The sequence below is a fragment of the Halomonas sp. JB37 genome (genome assembly GCF_002332255.1).
In the GTDB taxonomy this organism is placed as follows: Bacteria; Pseudomonadota; Gammaproteobacteria; order Pseudomonadales; family Halomonadaceae; genus Vreelandella; species Vreelandella casei.
This window is the reverse complement of sequence record NZ_NRGW01000001.1, coordinates 962,003-980,528: the sequence shown is the minus strand read 5'-3', so window position 1 is coordinate 980,528 and position 18,526 is coordinate 962,003. Positions and strand designations below refer to the sequence as shown.

Genomic DNA, 18,526 nt, shown 5'->3' with positions numbered 1-18,526 from the left:
TCACTAAGCGCCTGCCAACCATAAACAGCTGATCGAATCGCCCTTGGCTATTTCGCTATTAGCAGGAATGACCGCAAACGCATCGGCGCTAATACACGACGAGAGCACGCCAGAGTTCTGATCATCAAACGCATCGGCGGTCACTCCACTAGGCGTAAACTGCAGCGTGACGCGCATGTAGTGCTCGCGCGGGCCGGTTGAGGTGGCAAAGTTAGCGCTAGCGGTAATCGTGGGCAGCTGGCTTAGCGCCGGGCAGCCCAGCATTGTGCCCAGCAAAGGGCGTAGAAACAGCCAAGCACCCACAAATCCCGACACAGGGTTACCCGGCAGACCAACAAAGCGTGCCTGGCTGCCATCACGGCGAGGCAAGCGGCCAAGCGCTAAGGGTTTGCCTGGGCGGATCGCCAGCTTCCACATATCGAGCTGGCCAATTGCCTCCAGCGCTGCCTTAACGTGGTCTTCTTCACCAACACTCACGCCGCCGGTGGTGACCACAAGATCTGCCTCAGCGGCTTCTTTTAACAGCGCCACGGTACGGGCATAGTCATCCGGTACGCTGACCGTGCTCACCACCTCAGCACCAAAGTTCTCTAACAGGCGCTTCAGCATGGGCCGGTTAGAGTTATAGAGCTGCCCCGGTTTCAGCGGCGTGCCGGGATCGATGATTTCATCACCGGTCGACAGCAAGGCCACCCGAGGGCGGCGACGCACGCTGACCTGAGTAACGCCCTGCCCGGCCAAATGGCCTAGCGCGGCGGCTTCCAGACGCTCACCGGCATTAAGCAGCACGCTGCCTTGACGCACGTCACGACCTCGGCGGCGAACGTTGTCACCGCTGGGAACATCGGCAGGTATCAAGGCGCGCTCGCCATCAACGTCAACACGCTCCTGCATGACAACGCAGTCAGCCCCTGGAGGAATTTCCCCACCGGTAAAGATACGCGCGCAGCTGCCCGGCGCCAGCGCTTGGGCTGGCGTTCCTGCGGCAATACGCTGGCTAACGGGTAGCCACTTTCCGGCATCGACGGCGCGCAGCGCATAGCCATCCATCGCGCTGTTATCGAACGGCGGCACGTTTAACTGCGCGGTCACTGCATCGGCCAGTACTCGCCCGGCGGCGGCTTCCAGCAAGACACTTTCGATCGCAACGGGGCACACGTCGGCTAGCAGAGCGACAAGCGCGGCGTCTATCGGCTGCAAATCAGCCATGTTGACCTCGGCCTGGAATGACCAGGTTAGCGAAATTGCAGGGCTTATGGCGGCTATCCAGCTGTTCAGCCAGAATGCCGTCCCAGCCGGTGCGGCAGGCGCCGGTTGAGCCGGGTAAGCAAAACACTACCGTCGCGTTTGCCAGACCGCCTAAGCAGCGGCTTTGGATAGTGGAGCTGCCAATTTCATCACCGCTGAGCTGGCGAAAGCGCTCGCCAAAGCCCTCAATGCGCTTGTCCAATAATACTGAGATGGCTTCCGGGGTTGAATCACGTCCGGTAAAGCCGGTGCCGCCGGTAGTGATCACCACCTGCACGTCGCCACTGGCTATCCACTCCGCGACCACCGCGCGAATACGGTAGACATCGTCTGGCACAATGCGCTTTTCCGCCAGGATATGCCCTGCGCTGGTTAGGCGCTCAACGAGCGATTGGCCGCTACGATCCGTGTCTTCCGTTCGGGTATCCGAGACGGTGAGTACCGCTATGCTCAAAGGCACCATGGATTCCATTCGCCTACTCCTGGCTATTTTTCTTGGCTTGCCGCGCATCAAGTGCGGCCAGCTGTTCCGGGGTCGCCTTTGCCTGATGGTGCTCTTTCCACTCACTGTAAGGCATGCCGTAGACGTACTCGCGCGCGGCCTCCAACTCCAGCGTCTCGTCACGCTCATCGGCGGCGCTCACCATCCATTTGGAGAGACAGTTACGGCAGAAGTCCGCCAGAATCATCAGGTCAATGTTCTGCACGTCCTTGTTGTCGTCCAAATGGCGCAGCAGGCGGCGAAAGGCGGCTGCTTCAAGTTCGGTACGGGTGGCCTGATCAAATTCGTTAAACGCTGACATTGCCGTTCCTCTCGTTAAAAGTGGCGTAAGGTGCAGCATAACAAAAGACACCGCCAAATGGCGGTGTCTCAGATACTGCGCATGGTGCTCAGCTGGTTCGCGTTGCCGAGGGTTCGCCGCTGCCGCTAGACGACTTACGCGCCGCGATCTCTTCTTCTGAAACCGTCTGATCCTTGACCTCTTCGTACCACAGGCTGTGGTGCTCTTTGGCCCAGGTTTCATCCACGTAACCCGTGGTCATACCTTCTAACGCGCCTTCCGTACCCAGCGTACCGATATAGATATGCCCCAAGGAAACGGCGGTCAGCCCCAGCGCACCCACTGCATGGATAATGTTCGCCCACTGCATGGTGTCGCGCCCCTGATTGAAGTTGGGGAAATCGAGCACAAAGCCACTGGCAATCACCAGTACTCCAACGCTGGCTAGCAGCCAGTACCAGGCTTTCTCGCCGCCGTTAGCAAAGCCTGCTTCTACATGCTGTTTACCAATCATGCCGCCGCCCTTTTTGAACCATACCCAGTCGTGCTTTTTAGGAATGTTCTCTTTAATCAGGCTAACCAGCATGACCACCAGCAATATGCCAAAAATAGGCCCTAAATAGTTATGCAGCACTTTCGAGGCTGCGATCATCCATGCCCAGAAGGCATCGCCAAACAGCGTGCGGAAAATAAACTTACCGAGTAGCAAGTTCAAACCGGTCAGCGCCAGGGTGATAAACAGCGTGGCGACCGTCCAGTGCAGCGCGCGCATCACCAGCGACCAGCGCAGCAGCTTGCGCCCGGTGCGCGGAGCCTCCAGGTGCTTGCGCCCAACAATCAGGTAGAACAGCGTAATCAACGCGGCCGTACCGCCTATCGCAATCATCCCAAACGGTGAGACCCAGCGATTGCGAATCTGCCGCCAGGTTTCACCACTTGCATTGATCAGGCTGTAGTTGCTGTCGTAACGCGAATCGCGGTAATTGGGACCAGTTTCCCCGCTACGCACCTGACGCCACTGATCGGCGGTAATGCCCGGAGCGGCGGTGGTCATTTCACGATCAGGATCCGCCTGCGCTACCGCTACCTGCGTAAAACCAAGGCTAAGTAACAGCGCAAGTGCCACCAGCATAAAGCGCCACATGCCCAGGGCGATGAGCCTTTTATCTGAGCGCGACACCCTGCTGTGCGCCTGTGCAGTCAACTGGTTCATGACACGCCTCCTTACCCTTTATGGGCAGCATCATAGGCTAGGTTGTCGGCACTGGCCTGGGGGTTGTTAGACCAGGCACCGTCTTTGTGACCGCGCTGAACCACTCGCTGGCGAAAGATATCAGCAACGTCTTGCGCATCACCGGCCAGCAGCGCTTTGGTGGAACACATTTCGGCACACAGCGGCAGCTTACCTTCCGCAATGCGGTTAGAGCCGTACTTCTCGTACTCTTCTTCTTTGCTATCGGCAGGGCCGCCGGCGCAGAAGGTACATTTGTCCATCTTGCCGCGCTCGCCAAAGGCATCCTGCTGAGGAAACTGCGGCGCACCAAACGGGCAGGCGTACAGGCAGTAGCCGCAGCCAATGCACAGGTCTTTGTCGTGCAGCACGATGCCGTCATCGGTTTTGTAGAAACAGTCGGTGGGGCAAACGGCCATGCAGGGTGCGTCGTCACAGTGCATGCAGGCGACAGAGATCGACATTTCGTTCGCTTCGCCGTCATTGAGCGTGACCACACGGCGTCGCTGAATGCCCCATTCAACATCGTTAGCATTCTTACAGGCGGTGACGCAGCCGTTGCATTCAATGCAGCGCTCGGCGTCACACATAAATTTCATTTGAGCCATGTTGTTCTCCTAATGCCGGGGCTTGTTTTCTAGACTCAGGCGCGCTCAATGCGGCAAATGGTGCACTTGGTCTCTTGCATCAGTGTCACCGGGTCGTAGCCGTAGGTCGTTGCGGTATTAGCCGCCTCACCAATGATGTATGGATCAGACCCATCCGGATAACGATCGCGCAGGCTTTCACCTTGGAACATGCCGCCAAAGTGGAACGGAATAAACGCAACGTTACGATCAACGCGAGGCGTAACCAGCGCTTTGACTTTTATGCGCCCCCCTTCTGCCCCTTCGACCCAAACATCATCGCCATCTTTGACGTTAAGATCATTGGCATTCGCCGGGTTGATCTCGACGAACATCTCCTGCTGCAGCTCGGCAAGCCACGACATGGAACGCGTTTCATCACCACCGCCCTCGTATTCCACCAGCCGCCCGGAGGTGAGAATAATGGGATACTCGCTGGCGTTGTTGCGATCCTGGATCGTTTTGTACAGGGTCGGCAAACGCATGATCGAGTCGAAGTCATCCCAAGTGGGAAAGCGGTCAACCAAATCACGCCGCGTGGTGTACAGCGGTTCGCGATGCTTTGGCACCTGGTCAGGGAAGGTCCAGACCACGGCGCGCGCCTTGGCATTGCCGTACGGCGCGCAGCCATGCTCAATGACCACACGCTGGATACCACCGGAAAAGTCGGTCTTCCAGTTTTTGCCTTCCGCTGCCTGCTTCTCTTCGGCGGTCAGATCATCCCACCAGCCCAAATCTTTAAGCAGCTGGTCGTTGAACTCAGGATAGCCATCGTCGATATCGCCACCCACTGGCGCCGAGCCTTCGGCCAGAAGATTCACGCCGTCACGCTCAATACCAAAGCGCGCCCGGAAACCCATGCCGCCTTCCATCACAGGGATACTGGTGTCGTAAAGGTTGGGTGAACCGGGATGACCGAATTCGGGCGTTCCCCAGCACGGCCATGGAAGACCATAGTAGTCCCCATCGGCAGGGCCGCCCTGGGCGCGCAGATTCTCAAAACTGAAGGTATGCCAGTTTTTTTGATGCTCTTTAAGGCGCTCAGGACTTTGGCCGGTGTAGCCTACCGTCCACATACCGCGGTTAATTTCACGCAGGATATCGTCGATCAGCGGCTCGTCACCGTTCATCTGATAGTTTTTTACCAGCTCATTGCCAAACCCTAACTTACGGGCAAATAAGTACATGATTTCGTGATCGGGTTTGGATTCAAACAGCGGTTCAATCACGCGGTCACGCCACTGAATAGAGCGGTTCGTGGCGGTAACGCTGCCGGTCGTTTCAAACTGACTGGCGGCAGGCAGCAGATAAACGCCGTCGCTGCGATCATGCATCACCGATGCGACGGTGGGGTACGGGTCAACGATGACCATCATTTCTAGCTTGCGCATCGCCTGCTGCATTTCAATGCCACGTGTTTGAGAGTTAACCGCGTGCCCCCAATAGAACATGGCTTTCAATGCAGTACGTTGAGAGATGTTTTCATCATCTTCAAGCACACCGTCAACCCAGCGCGAGACGGTAATGCCGCTGGTGTACATTGGCTGGCCATCGGCATATTCGGCGTCATCAAAGCGGCCTTTAATCCACTCGTAGTCAACGTCCCATACCTGCGCCCAGTGCTGCCACGCGCCTTCCGCTAGGCCGTAGTAGCCCGGCAGCGAATCAGAGCCTAAGCCCAAATCGGTCGCGCCCTGTACGTTATCGTGGCCGCGCAGAATATTGGCACCACCGCCGGATTTACCGATATTGCCTAGCGCCAGCTCTAAAATGCAGTAAGCGCGAGTATTGTTGTTGCCCGTGGTGTGCTGCGTGCCGCCCATGCACCACACGACGCAGCCAGGGCGGTTGTCAGACAGCCGCTTGGCCACGTCAAACATGTCGGCTTCGGAAACGCCCGTCACGTCTTCAACCACATTGGGAGGGAAGTTGGCGACTTCGGCGCGCACTTCATCCATGCCGTAAACGCGCTGGTTGATGTACTCGTTATCTTCCCAGCCGTTGTCGAAGATATGCCACAGCAGGCCCCAAATATAAGCCACGTCAGAGCCCGGACGCAGGCGCACGTACTTGTTAGCTTTAGCCGCTGTGCGCGTAAAACGCGGGTCTGCCACGATGATGTCGCAGTTGTTGCGCTCTTTCGCGATCAGGATATGCTGCATCGCTACCGGATGAGCTTCGCTGGGATTCGAGCCTATAAACAGCATCGACTTGCTGTTGTGCATGTCGTTGAGCGAATTGGTCATCGCTCCGTAACCCCAGGTATTGGCCACGCCCGCAACGGTAGTGGAGTGGCAAATGCGTGCCTGGTGATCGGTGTTGTTGGTGCCCCACAGCGAAGCAAGCTTACGCATCAGGTAGGCTTGCTCATTACTAAACTTGGCCGACCCCAGCCAGTAAACGCTATCAGGGCCATGCGCTTCGCGTAGTTCAAGCAGCTTGTCGCCAATTTCGTCAATGGCGTCATCCCAGCTCATGCGCTCCCACTCGCCCGCCACTAGCTTCATGGGGTACTTGAGGCGCCGCGTAGAGTGGCCGTGTTGGCGCAGTGAGGCGCCTTTTGCACAGTGCGCCCCGCGGTTGATCGGATGATCGAATGCCGGTTCCTGCTTGGTCCAAATGCCTTCCTGCACTTCCGCATAGACGCCACAGCCCACCGAACAGTGCGAGCAAATGGTGCGCTTTGTTTCTACGGGTGAATCCAGCACGGGCGTTTTACCGGCGGACTCGGCACGCCGCATCATCGGCGCGCCCATAAATCCCACCGCGGCAACGCCACCCGTGGCAGCACCGCTGCGTTTAAGGAACTGACGACGTGAAATACCCAGCCCGGGAGCCTTGGGGGCGTCTGTTTTGCGAGTTAAGCGCATGGCAAATCTCCTGGCATTCTGCCGTCAATCACGCAACGAGGCGTAATACGCCCGAACGTGGTCGGTCTCACGGTAGTTAGCCGTTTGTTTTGCTTCTTTCGCCGGGGCGCTATCAGCCTGAGCTAAGGTGACATGACCGGCGGCGGCCGCGGCACCAGCGGCAGCGGCTCCTAACCCAACCGTTTTCATAAACCGGCGGCGCTCAGAATTGTGGGGGGTGTGCATGGGTTTCTCCTCTCGCCTATGTTTTATACTGGGTCTTTTTATACGCGACTATCGCCGACGATCTATCCACGTTTGCGTTCAATAATGCGCACCGGAGCGTGGTCAGCATCAATGCTTAAGCTCACCCTCTCGCTTTCCACATAAGCGCTGCCTAACGCTCCCAGCGCTGCATAAAAAGCGGTGCCTACCTGCCCTAGATCGTCGAAACAACTGGCTGCCCACGGGGCAATATGCTGACTAAAAAAATAGGCCTGTTCATGGCTTTCAGACGCAATCAGCATGGCCATTACTTCACATAGCGCCGCCAGATGGTCTTCAGGGTCTCGGGTGTGCTCACTGCGTTCAAAGCCCAGCACTCGGAGGTCTTGGCGCAGCGCCACTAGCGCGGCTTCCATCAACTCACCATTGCGATACCATGAGGCATACGGCACGACGTCGCCCTGAATGACGCCCACCAGATGACGAAAGTGAGCGCGCTGAAGCGGCTCTACGCCAGCGCCTGTCTCATCCATGGCGACTGCCGCATCTGCCAATGCTTGCCAGCGCTTTGCAAGTTGGCTGCCATCTTGTTCAATCGCCAGCTCAGCTAGCCATGCCAGCAGGTCTGCATCCGGGGCTTGACGCAATAAGGTGGCCAACAGCCGGTAGATATCGGCACGTAGGGCATCCGCTTCTTTCAGCGCGGGCAATCCATCCGTCATCGGCTTATACCTTCAGTTGCGCGTCAGGATCGCGAATCATGGTTTTCCAGACATCCTTCACCCGGCAGTCTTCGCACATTTCCAGGCGGCTCATCGCCTCACCGGCAAAGTAGGGATGATGGGCAAGCTTCTGTTTAATCGCGGCTACCGTGCTCACGGTGGCAAATGGTTTGCCACAGTTGATGCATTCAAAGGCCGCTTCTTCATGGCAGATATGCCGCGTTTCACGGGCGCCATCTGCCAAAAAGCCTGGCATCAGCGTAATCGCGTTTTCCGGGCACGCCTGCTCACAAAGACCGCACTGCACGCAGTCCGCTTCAAGAAAGCTAAGGGCGGGCGTATTGCCGCCAGATTTTAACGCGGGCGTAGGGCAGTTGCTGACACAGGCCTGGCACAGCGTACAGGCGTCGCGGTCGACCTGAATCGCGCCGTAGGCAGCGCCTACCGGCATCGTGGTGCGTGCCCCGTTAGGGCTACCCAGCTCGGCAAGGCGCGCTAACACGCGGTTCAAGCGTGTGCGCTTTTCAGGCTCAGGCAGCTGCAGCGGCGCCTCTGTTAAAGGAGGAAGCGTCGGCAGTGCATCACGCGCGGCCCCATCGGCGACGCCAATCAGCTGTACACGAGCGCGGTCGTGCCCCAAAGCATCTAGCATGGCGTGCGCTTGAGCGATCTGGTCGTTCAAAAAAGTACTTAGGCGTGCAGGCATACTAGGATGCAGCTGGATACGCACCTCGGCGGCACCCGCAGCCAGTGCGGTTAGCCACTGGTCGTGGCCCGCCGCTCCCAACTCTTCCAGTGGGGCATCAATCACATGGCCTGCAGGCACCACGCCGGTTGCGCGCTCAGCGTCTTGCGAATCATGGGTAAGAAAACGTAGCACCGGCACCTGGCCACCCGCATCACGATAGGCCGCGAGCCAAGTAGATAGCGTATCCTGCTGGCGGCGTGTTTCTGGCATGCGAAACTCGATCGCCCCCGTCGGGCAGGCGCTGGTGCAACTGCCCACGCCTTGGCAAAGGTAGGGGTCAATTTCAATATGGGATTCAATGCGCCCTTGAATGCTGGAGATAGCATCCGCCGGGCAGACATCCAAACAGCGGGTACAGCCAATATTGCCACTTGTGGAGTGGGCACATAGGTCGCTGTTGACCTGAAAATAGCGCGGCTTGTCGAATTCACCGACCAGCCCGGCAAAATTTTCGAGTGTTTCGCTGCGCTGCTCAACATCCTGCCAAGACATCACCACGTAGCCAGGTGGCGGCAATTCTGAACGCTGGGGATGAGCCATCGCGGTAAGATCAAGCACAAGGTCAAATCCGGCGCGCTCAATCAGCGCCCTGGCGAGATCCAGCGGAGCATCGCCGTCATCTAACCGAGCGCTAAACGCCCCCAAATAACCGCTTATGTGTAGCTGGCTTAGCTGCTCGTGGGTGAGCATTTGCGTCACTAACGGCTCGCTGGCGCCGACTAGCTCTGCCGCCTCGCTTTCAGCACCATTACCAACAGGCCAAGTAACAAGCAACGTAAGCGATGCAAGACCGCGCCCCTGAAGAGCGCGGGCAGCCGGGTATACGTCGGCGGCCGCGCCTATCAGCAGCGCATGGCCACGGCTGTGATAGGTCACATTAGCAGGCGTTAAATTAGCAGGCCACGAAATACGTCGACGTACCGTTTCCCGAGCCTCGGCATTACGCTGGTCGTCTATCGACGCCAGTTGGATTCTTTGATTCATGCATTCTCACGGTCAGTGAATAATTCTTATTATAATTTTGAGTAATATTATTTAACTATTATGGCATAACGTTTCGTTGACACTAAGTTGAGCCTAGGCGTAACGCGGTGTTTAGCCAACTTAATTGCGTTTAATGCAGTCTGCAAAAAGGAAGAAAATTAACTTTAACAAATTGATTCTATAGCCATTAATGAGAGTATTCAGACTTTCTTTGGGGAGTAAATATTAAATCAGACTGGTCGTCTAGGAGGGGCTTTTCTGCAGCGCTACCGTTGGCGCTGCCAGGTATAGCAGATTCGTTTTCAAACGCGATCAAGTGATCATTGGATTGCTCGCTGGCCACCTGCTCTTTTTGTGGCTCAGCAGAAGCATCTTCTAGCGGCTTATCCAGCGTCTCGTCTACTTTATGGGTCCAGCTGCGCAGTTTGCTGGCAAGCCCAGAGGCCATGGGCTTGAGCTGCTGGCGATAGTCAGCATCGTAGTCATCCAAACCATCGCGCACGTTGTAATTACCGGTGGCCCAAAGGCGCTTCAAAGCGCGCCGGCGCAGGGCTCCGCTGACGCCCGGCAACATGAATGCACTAAAGTCGCTGCCGACACCCAGGGTATCGGGGTCGGGCAACGTGTGATCGAGACTGCCGGGCGCGGGTTCGCGTTCTGGCTCTTGTGCGTCCAGTGCCGGTGCCGACCGTTGATCAACGGTAGCGTGCGGCTGCTCGGCGCCGCTATGAAACGCGCCAGTTGGCTCCACGGTGATGTCATCTGCAGGCTCGCTGGCAGGCACTACGCTTGGCGAGACACCGCCTTCCTTTTGGGCATTGCGCTTTAGGCGCGACCAGCGTTCCAGGCGGCTCATCGCGGCGGCTCATTGGCAGGCATCTCTTTTGCGCGCCCTGCCCCCTTGCGTTTTTTCTTGCGTACCTCGACGGGCGCCTCGCCGTGGCGAGCAAGGTAGCTCTCAATCCATACCTGAATCGCCATCGGCATCAAGGCTTCCAGCACCTGCTGCTCACCATCCATCCAGCCTGCCGCCACATCTTGGCTAGCCGTGATTGCATCGGGTTGCGGTGCTTGCCCGGTAAAGCCTGCGCGGACAAACAGACGCGGCGCGCTAGAGGTGAGGTTAAAGCGATACGCCGCGCGCTCGGTCATCGAAAGCTGTAGTTGCAGCGCGATAGGCCCCTGATCGCCCAAAGCAAGTTCCGCAATGCGCCACTGCGTTAGGGTAAAGCGCTTTACCTGCTTGGCTTCGGCAACCAATGTGATACTGATGGAGCGTAAATTATCACTCATGGCATTAGCACCCTGAAACTGGAGTCGACAGAACTTGAATAGAAGGAGCTTGAATAGATGGAGCTTGAATGGGTAGACAAGTAAGCATCCCCAGCCCCATCATCGTCAACCCCGACGTTTTGCGAGAACTATTTAGCGAGGTTCATGGATGCCTGCCCTTCAGTTAAGCCGAGCCCGCTTACCGGCTACTACTCAGATTAGCATCGTTGACGAATATGGCGATACGCGCCAGCAGGCGATTGCCGCTGAACGGGCGCTAACCGTGTATCTCAATAAGCGCGAAATTGTCACGCTGATGACCCTGGGTGACGACCCCGAAGCGCTGGTGGTCGGCTATTTACGCAATCAAGGCTTGCTGCGAGCTGCCGAGGACTTGACTGCCGTGCAGGTCGACTGGGAGGTAGAAGCCGCCGTGGTGGTTACCCGCCACCTACCTGAAGACCTGGAAGCACGCTTAAGTACTCGCACGGTCACCACCGGCTGCGGCCAGGGCACGGTGTTTGGTAAATTGTTGGATCAAACCGCGCTGATGGCGCTGCCCGATACGCAGCTGGCACAATCGACGCTTTATCAGCTGTTGCAAAATCTCAACGCCTATAATGAAACGTACCGGAGCGCTGGCGCCGTTCACGGCTGCGCACTTTGCGATCAAGCACAGGTGCTCGATTTTGTCGAAGACGTTGGGCGACACAACGCCGTAGATACCCTGGCGGGGCGCCAATGGCTTCAGCAGGCAGATAGTGCCAATGCAGATATTTTTTATACCACAGGGCGGCTGACGTCAGAGATGGTGCTAAAGGTGGCGCAAATGGGGATTAGCGTACTGGTGTCGCGTTCAGGCGTAACGCAAAAAGGCGTTGAGCTGGCCGAGCGCTTTGGCGTGATGCTTATCGCCCGCGCTAAAGGCCGCCATTTTCAGTCGATCAATACCCAGCATCGCCTGACGCTGGACGCGATTCCTGAGCGACCGTCCACAGTACATTCATCAAAACAGGCGCGCTCATCAAAGCAGGCACATTCATCAACACAGGCACGCTCATGATTCCTACCCAAGAACTAACCGGTATGATTCTAGCCGGCGGCGAAGGTCGTAGAATGGGCGGTCGCGATAAGGGACTTGAGCCTTTTGCGGGCTTACCTCTTGTCGCCCATGCGGTTAAACGCCTGGAGGGCCAAGTAGGCGAACTGCTGATTAATGCCAATCGCAATGCCGATGCTTACCGCTTCTTTGCTGACCGTGTGATCGCTGATCTGGTAATAGAGGGCGCCGACGAAGGCTTCAAAGGCCCGCTCATGGGGATTTATAGCGGGCTGCGCGCAGCCAAAACGCCTTGGCTGCTGATTGTTCCCTGTGACTCTCCCGCCCTGTCAGATGACTTAGTAGCACGTTTGGTCGCAGGGATTGGCGATCATGATATTGGCGTGGCCTTTGACGGTGAGCGGCTGCACCCCGTGGTAGCGCTGCTGCGTACGTCACTCGCCGATGACTTAGCCGCCGTATTGGCCGAGGGTGAGCGCAAAATCGACCGCTGGTATGCGCGCCATCACTGGTGCAAAGTCGATATGTCCGACTGCCCCGAGGCCTTTGCTAACCTCAACACTGAAGAGGAAAAGCTGCACCTTGAAACTGTTCTGCTGTCGACTAAAGGCAAGGAGGCAACGTGACGCTCTCCTGCTTTGATCTCGGTGAGAAAATGCTTAGCGTTGACGAAGCCCGTCAAGCGCTCGCTACGTTGATTGAGCGCCCGCTAGACAGCGAACAGGTGCCTCTGGCACAGGCCCATGGCCGCCGCTTGGCCACCGCTGTGCTGGCGACGCTTAACGTGCCGCAAAATACCAATGCGGCGATGGATGGCGTGGCGCTGGCCTTGGCGAGAGAAGGTGTTGGGGCCAAGCAAACCCATTGGCCCGTGGCCGGAGAGGTATTAGCAGGCCAGTATCGCAGCGAAATGGTGCCTGCCGGCCACTGTGTACGCATTACCACCGGCGCCCCATTGCCGCCAGGCACCGACACAGTGGTGATGAGTGAACAGCTGCGCGAACCGTCAGACGAACAGCCTGAGCATGTGATTATTGAGTCGCCTGAGCGCCTCAAGCACGGCCAGCATGTACGCCAGGCCGGTGAAGACATGGCGATTGGCGATACGGCACTTGCGGCAGGTTCGCGACTCGATGCCGCCAAGCTGGGCTTATTAGCGTCGCTAGGCTATGCCACGGTTACCGTGTGCCAACGCCCGAAGGTGGCGATTTTCTCGACCGGCAACGAGGTCACGGCCCCCGGCGAGCCTATTGCTCCGGCCGGGGTTTATGACGCGAATCGTTTTACGCTGATCGGCATGCTTGCCGAGTACGGCGCTGACGTGATTGATCTCGGCATTTTGCCGGACGAACAGGACGCTATCCAAACAGCGCTGGAGCAAGCCGCCCAGCAAAGCGATTTGGTGATCACCAGCGGCGGCGTATCCGTGGGTCAGGCTGATTTTACCCGCACCGCGCTGCAGCAGTTGGGCCGCTTAGCGTTCTGGCGCGTAGCGCTTCGCCCAGGCCGGCCCATGGCCTGCGGCTGGTTAGGCGAACAGCACACGCCGTTCGTCGGCCTTCCCGGCAATCCAGTGGCGGTCATGGTAACCTTTCTACAGTTTGTGACGCCGCTGCTGGATCGACTTCAAGGGCTGCCGGTTTCACCGCCCCATCGCCTTTATGCGATTGCCGATGACGTCTTAAAAAGCCGCTTAAAGCGCACTGATTTTATTCGCGGTGTCTACCATACTGATGGAGAAGGACAGTTACACGTACGTAGCACCGGCGCCCAGGGTTCGGGTATTTTAACCTCGATGGTGGCTGCTAATTGCTTGATTGAACTTGCCGATGACCAAGACGGCGCACAACCAGGCGAGGTAGTCAGCATACAACCACTAACGGGATGGCTATGACCGAGCAACGAACGACTCAGCAACGCGCTGGCCACTCACATTTTGACCAACCACATGCTGACCAGCCACTGATTGATGATTTTGGCCGCCGTATTAGCTACGTGCGTATTTCGGTCACCGACCGCTGCGATTTCCGCTGTGTGTACTGCATGAGCGAAGAGATGACGTTTCTGCCTCGTGCTCAGGTACTGACGCTGGAAGAGATTGCCATGGTGGCCCGCGCCTTCACCGAGCTGGGGGTTGAAAAGATTCGCCTTACCGGTGGCGAACCGCTCGTGCGCAGCGGCATTGACCAACTGGTCGATGAGATCGGCGCCATGCCGGGCCTTACCGACTTCACCATGACCACGAACGGCGCCAGCCTGCGTAAGCACGCTAAACAGCTGTATGCCAGCGGCCTGCGGCGTCTCAATATTAGCTTGGACTCACTGGTTCCGGAACGCTTCAAGCAGCTGACTCGCACCGGCGATCTCGCCAAAGTGATTGACGGCATTCACGCCGCTCAGGAAGCTGGGTTTAAGCGCATTAAGCTCAACGCGGTGATCTTAAAAGGCCGTAATGACGATGAAGTGATCGACTTGGTCACCTTTGCCCGCCAAGAAGGCCTGGACATTAGCTTTATCGAAGAAATGCCGCTGGGCGATGTCTCCGATCACTCACGGGCGGAGACGTTCTACTCCAGCGACGACGTGCAGGCGATGATTGAGTCCCGCTACCCGCTGATTGCCACGGCCGAAACCACACCGGGCCCATCGCGCTACTTTAAGATGCTCGACAGCGAAAGCCGCGTTGGATTTATCTCACCGCATAGCCACAACTTTTGTGATACCTGCAACCGCGTACGGGTCACCGTGGAAGGCCGTCTACTGCTCTGCTTAGGCAATGAACATTCAGTAGATCTTCGCGCCGTGCTGCGCCGCCATCCGGGCAATATGCAGATACTTAAGCAGGCCATCATTGATGCCTTGCCGCTTAAGCCGGAGCGCCATCACTTCACCACCGATGGCGATGTGCAGGTGGTACGCTTTATGAATATGACAGGAGGCTAGGCCTTGTCAGCGTTAACGAAAGTCCCTGTGCATATTATTACTGGCTTTCTAGGTAGCGGCAAAACCACGCTTATCCACAGCCTGATCGAGCAAAAGCCTGTGGATGAAAAATGGGCAATTTTAGTCAACGAGTTTGGTCAAATCGGCATCGATCAGGCGATGTTTGATGCCCGCGATGATGTCGTTGTAAAAGGCCTGCCTGGCGGCTGCTTATGCTGTCAATTGGCGTTTGTACTGCAAGCGGCTCTGGTTAATTTACTGGCACGTAGCAAACCCGACCGGGTAATCATTGAGCCTTCAGGCCTTGGACACCCCGCAGGCCTGCTGGACTTATTGCGTGGTGAGGCATTTAACGATGTGGTCGACGTGCGCGACATTATTGCCACTCTCGACCCGCGCCGCCTGGATGACGCCCGCGCTCGCCAGCACGACACCTTCCTCGATCAGCTCGATATGGCAGACGCCGTGGCGCTTACGATGCTCGACCAGAGCACTTCAGGCCAGCTAGCGGCTGCCCATGCGTTTGTCGCCGAGCGCTGGCCTCCGCGCAAATGGGTGCAGGAAACCTTACAAGGCGAACTATCGCTCACGCTGCTCACTCAAAGTAGCAGCGCCGCTGTTCGCGGCCAAGAAATGCCAGGCAGTCATCAGCAGCTCGCGGCAATGCCCAGCCTAGCGGGTTCGTTTTTTGATTTCCCGCCGCCACCGGGCAAACCCCAACGTGAAACCGGCACGTCGCTAGGCTATACCAGCACAGGACTACGCTGGCATCCCAGCGAGCGCTTTGACCTGGACAGCCTCGCCGCGCATCTAGGGGAACTGCCAAGAGAGGCGCGCATTAAAGGCGTTTTTCATACCGATAATGGCTGGAAGCGCCTTAACCGTGCGGACGGCACACTCAGCATTGAAAGCAGCGCATGGCGGCAAGACTCTCGACTGGAAATGATTCTTCCCGACACGCTGCCCACCCCTAGCCTGGATCTTGAACCCCACCTATGCGCCCTGCCCGTCAGTTAACAGGCTGACAGCTGCGCTGAGCATTCAGACTTTTTCAATCCGTCTTTCCATTTCATCTACGGTTACCGGTTGCCCAAACAGATAGCCCTGGTAAACGTGGCAGCCATGAGCCAATAGCCACGCCTGCTGTGCTTCTGTCTCCACTCCTTCCGCAATGACCTCTAGATTTAAACTACCAGCCAGGGCAATCGTACTTTCCACAATGGACGCATTCGCTTGGCTATCCAGTACCTGTTGAACAAACGACTGGTCGATTTTCAATTGATCCAACGGCAGCTGAGCCAGATACGCCAATGACGAATAGCCGGTGCCAAAATCATCCAGCGAAAAGCGCACGCCCTGCGCCTTTAAGGCGAGCATTTTATGCCGAGTTTCATCCTGGGCTGCCACGAACAGTGACTCAGTCACTTCTAGTTTTAAGCGGCTAAGCGGCGCTTGGGTGCGGGCAAAAACCCCCTCTACACGGGATAAAAAATGCTTATCGCGAAACTGTTGCGGGCTAAGATTGACCGATATGGTTAACGTGCTTAAACGCGGATGCTGCGCCCACCGCGCTAATTGCTGACAGGCACCGGCCAATATCCATTCACCCACGTCATTAATCAATTCAGTGCTTTCTAGCAACGGAATAAATTCACAGGGAGACACCATGCCACGCTCTGGATGCTCCCAGCGTAATAGCGCTTCTACGCCAATGATCGTACCGCAGGAGTTGACCTGAGGCTGGTAGTAAAGCAACCACTGCTGGTTTTCCTGTGCCTGGTGTAAATCTGCCTCTAACTTCACATGGGCCAACAGCGCTGCCTGCATGGCGGGATCAAAAAAACACAGCGTGTGGCGGCCATTGTCTTTGGCTTTAAAGAGTGCCAGATCCGCCTGCTGCAAATACTCATCGACGCTGTGTTCATCGCCCTCCATCACCGCAATACCAATACTGGCCGTGATCGTAACAGTCTCTTCACCAAGTAAGATGGGCTCATTGAGTACTGCCAATAATTTATGCCCAATACGCTCAACAAGCTGTGTGATTTGAGTACGGCTACTCTCAGCACCTTCAATTAACACCGCAAACTCGTCGGCTCCCAAGCGTGCTAGCGTGTCCGTATCGCGCAGCATTTGGCCCATCCGCTGAGCGACACACTGCAATAACTGATCCCCTTGGTAGTGTCCAAGGGTGTCATTAATTTGCTTAAAGTTATCAATATCGATAAACAACAGTGCGACACCATGCTGATGGCGCTGAAGCGCTTTGAGCGCAGCATCCATGCGATCTAGAAATAGGCGCCGGTTCGCCAGCCCCGTTAATGAATCATAAAATGCCAGCTGATGAATCTCCTGCTCAGCGGCTTTGCGCTCGCTGATATCGCTCATCGTAGTCACGTAATGCGTCAACACGCCGCCGTTGCCATAAACCGCGCTCACCGTGAGCCACTCAGGAAACAGCTCACCGTTCTTGCGCTGATTCCATATCTCGCCTTCCCAGTTGCCGGTTTTGAGCACTTGCTTCCATAAACGACGATAAAATGCTGCATTATGTAGCTCGGAGCTAAAGACGCGCGGGGTTTTACCGACAATTTCGACTTGGCTGTAACCGGTAATACGCGTGAAGGTGTCATTCACTTTCAGAATCAAGCCCTGAGCATCGGTAATTAAAATGCCTAAGTGTGTTTGAAAGGCGGCGGCAGCGACTTGCGCTTCAGCACGCGCCTGTTCTCGCTCTTCAATGCGCTGGCGTAATTGATCCGCTAGCGTTAAACGGCTTAGATAATGACGCGCCCCCCAAGCCCCTAGCAGCGCCATCACAGCTACTATCAGCACAAAAATCCACGTCCGTTGGCGCCAATCCGCTAGCAGCGCATGCAGATCAATACCGACAATGACCAGCATGGGATATGCTCCGACTCGCTGCATGCGCATCAGCCGCATGCGGCCGTCAATAGGTGACACTCCCTTTAGTGCAAGCGCGGGTTCGCCACTGTCTAACCATTGCGTCATATTAGGGCTAACGATTTGACTACCAATAGCCATTGATCCCTCTGATGGCGGATATCTAGCGATCAGCTTTAAATCGGTGTCGATTAGCGTAATGCTTTCGCCGTCATAGACATTCATCTGCTCAAGCACGTCGGTAAATACGCCCGGTACGATGCGTGACACTACGACACCTGCAACGCCGCTATTGGAGTTCTCGAATCGCCTTCCATGGTAAAAGTAGAGACGTTGATCACCGGTCGATACCTGCAACGGCGTAATCAGCTCCCGCTCTCCCTCCTTCGTCAAGGCATTAAAAAACGCTGTCTCGCTGATATTAAAACGTGTATTCCACTTTCCGCCACCGCTTGCCAGCAAGCGCCCCTGGATATCAAAAAGAACTATTTCGTCGATCAGGGGCACGTACTGGGTGAGATTTTCTAACGCTTGTTGAAGCTGCGGATTAGTATTGCTATCCGATATATCTTGTAAGGCGAGTAGTTCGGTTAATCCGAACAGAGCTTGCCCACTTTGAGAAAAGCCTCCTTTTGCCCACGCCATAACGACATTGGCGCGGGCATTAATATGCGACTCTGCGGCGGCCATTTCTTGCTTATACTGCTCACTCAACAGCCAACCGAAAAGCGCCATAATGATGCTAAGCGCTAGCACATATAGCGCTATCACATGTCGCCGCTGCTGGCGGTAGGTAGCCGTCGCTTTCAGCACATCGTCTTTTGCATCAATAGAGATGACGGGCATCGCACAGGGGCCTTATCTAGGTATGCCATGAAAACACCTAGTACAGTTTAAGAAAAATTAGAAATGCTATACCCCACTCACAACAA

At 56.4% G+C, this 18,526-nt stretch carries 17 protein-coding genes; 5 read left to right on the top strand and 12 right to left on the bottom strand.

Translation table 11 applies throughout. The annotated features are described in order from the left end of the window. Positions 1–3: 3 nt before the first annotated feature. The 11 genes from glp (CIK78_RS04700) to CIK78_RS04650 form a co-directional block, all read right to left on the bottom strand. Complete coding sequence (gene glp / locus CIK78_RS04700; protein ID WP_096277702.1) at positions 4–1,209, bottom strand: gephyrin-like molybdotransferase Glp; 1,206 nt, start codon at positions 1,207–1,209, stop codon at positions 4–6. Continuing rightward, a complete protein-coding gene (gene moaB / locus CIK78_RS04695; RefSeq protein WP_096277700.1) occupies positions 1,202–1,720 on the bottom strand; it encodes a molybdenum cofactor biosynthesis protein B in 519 nt (172 codons plus the stop codon). The genes glp (CIK78_RS04700) and moaB overlap by 8 nt, the downstream gene beginning before the upstream one ends. A gap of 4 nt (positions 1,721–1,724) precedes the next feature. Further along, positions 1,725–2,051 (bottom strand): DUF1244 domain-containing protein, encoded by a 327-nt coding sequence (locus tag CIK78_RS04690; RefSeq protein ID WP_096277698.1) that lies wholly within the window; start codon positions 2,049–2,051, stop codon positions 1,725–1,727. An 88-nt stretch (positions 2,052–2,139) separates the two neighbouring features. Then, a complete protein-coding gene (locus tag CIK78_RS04685; protein ID WP_096277696.1) occupies positions 2,140–3,243 on the bottom strand; it encodes a formate dehydrogenase subunit gamma in 1,104 nt (367 codons plus the stop codon). Positions 3,244–3,254: 11 nt separating this feature from the next. After that, positions 3,255–3,869, bottom strand: a complete 615-nt coding sequence (gene fdh3B, locus CIK78_RS04680) for a formate dehydrogenase FDH3 subunit beta (protein ID WP_096277694.1) — start codon at positions 3,867–3,869, stop codon at positions 3,255–3,257. Between the two features lie 35 nt (positions 3,870–3,904). Beyond that, the gene (locus tag CIK78_RS04675) at positions 3,905–6,757 is read right to left on the bottom strand and encodes a molybdopterin-dependent oxidoreductase (protein ID WP_096277692.1); all 2,853 of its coding nucleotides are present in this window, start codon (positions 6,755–6,757) and stop codon (positions 3,905–3,907) included. A gap of 24 nt (positions 6,758–6,781) precedes the next feature. Next, entirely contained in the window at positions 6,782–6,982 is a 201-nt protein-coding gene (locus CIK78_RS04670) for a twin-arginine translocation signal domain-containing protein (RefSeq protein ID WP_096277690.1), read from the bottom strand. A gap of 62 nt (positions 6,983–7,044) precedes the next feature. After that, a complete protein-coding gene (locus CIK78_RS04665; protein WP_096277688.1) occupies positions 7,045–7,683 on the bottom strand; it encodes a molecular chaperone TorD family protein in 639 nt (212 codons plus the stop codon). Between the two features lie 4 nt (positions 7,684–7,687). Further along, positions 7,688–9,415, bottom strand: coding sequence for a 4Fe-4S binding protein (locus CIK78_RS04660; protein WP_096277686.1), 1,728 nt, complete (start codon positions 9,413–9,415; stop codon positions 7,688–7,690). 187 nt (positions 9,416–9,602) lie between these two features. After that, positions 9,603–10,271 (bottom strand): DUF3306 domain-containing protein, encoded by a 669-nt coding sequence (locus CIK78_RS04655; RefSeq protein WP_096277684.1) that lies wholly within the window; start codon positions 10,269–10,271, stop codon positions 9,603–9,605. Then, positions 10,268–10,708 (bottom strand): DUF3305 domain-containing protein, encoded by a 441-nt coding sequence (locus CIK78_RS04650; protein ID WP_096277682.1) that lies wholly within the window; start codon positions 10,706–10,708, stop codon positions 10,268–10,270. Before CIK78_RS04650 ends, CIK78_RS04655 begins: the two co-directional genes overlap by 4 nt. Positions 10,709–10,856: 148 nt before the next feature. Here CIK78_RS04650 and CIK78_RS04645 point away from each other — a divergent pair, with 148 nt between their 5' ends. Genes CIK78_RS04645 through CIK78_RS04625 form a run of 5 tightly spaced genes read left to right on the top strand, consistent with a single transcriptional unit; the run spans position 10,857 to position 15,707 of the window. After that, positions 10,857–11,750: a formate dehydrogenase accessory sulfurtransferase FdhD gene (locus tag CIK78_RS04645; protein WP_096277680.1), complete on the top strand. Its 894-nt coding sequence runs from the start codon at positions 10,857–10,859 to the stop codon at positions 11,748–11,750. Next, positions 11,747–12,373: a molybdenum cofactor guanylyltransferase MobA gene (mobA, locus tag CIK78_RS04640; RefSeq protein WP_096277677.1), complete on the top strand. Its 627-nt coding sequence runs from the start codon at positions 11,747–11,749 to the stop codon at positions 12,371–12,373. Before CIK78_RS04645 ends, mobA begins: the two co-directional genes overlap by 4 nt. Next, entirely contained in the window at positions 12,370–13,641 is a 1,272-nt protein-coding gene (gene glp / locus CIK78_RS04635) for a gephyrin-like molybdotransferase Glp (RefSeq protein ID WP_096277675.1), read from the top strand. Before mobA ends, glp (CIK78_RS04635) begins: the two co-directional genes overlap by 4 nt. Then, on the top strand, positions 13,638–14,690 hold the full coding sequence (moaA, locus tag CIK78_RS04630) for a GTP 3',8-cyclase MoaA (RefSeq protein ID WP_225734161.1): 1,053 nt from the start codon (positions 13,638–13,640) through the stop codon (positions 14,688–14,690). Before glp (CIK78_RS04635) ends, moaA begins: the two co-directional genes overlap by 4 nt. Before the next feature lie 3 nt (positions 14,691–14,693). Then, positions 14,694–15,707 carry a CobW family GTP-binding protein gene (locus tag CIK78_RS04625; RefSeq protein WP_096277673.1) on the top strand — a complete coding sequence of 338 codons (1,014 nt, stop codon included), beginning with the start codon at positions 14,694–14,696 and terminating at the stop codon, positions 15,705–15,707. 24 nt (positions 15,708–15,731) lie between these two features. Here CIK78_RS04625 and CIK78_RS04620 read toward each other — a convergent pair whose 3' ends face one another. Then, positions 15,732–18,440, bottom strand: coding sequence for an EAL domain-containing protein (locus tag CIK78_RS04620; protein ID WP_096277671.1), 2,709 nt, complete (start codon positions 18,438–18,440; stop codon positions 15,732–15,734). Between the last annotated feature and the right edge of the window lie 86 nt (positions 18,441–18,526).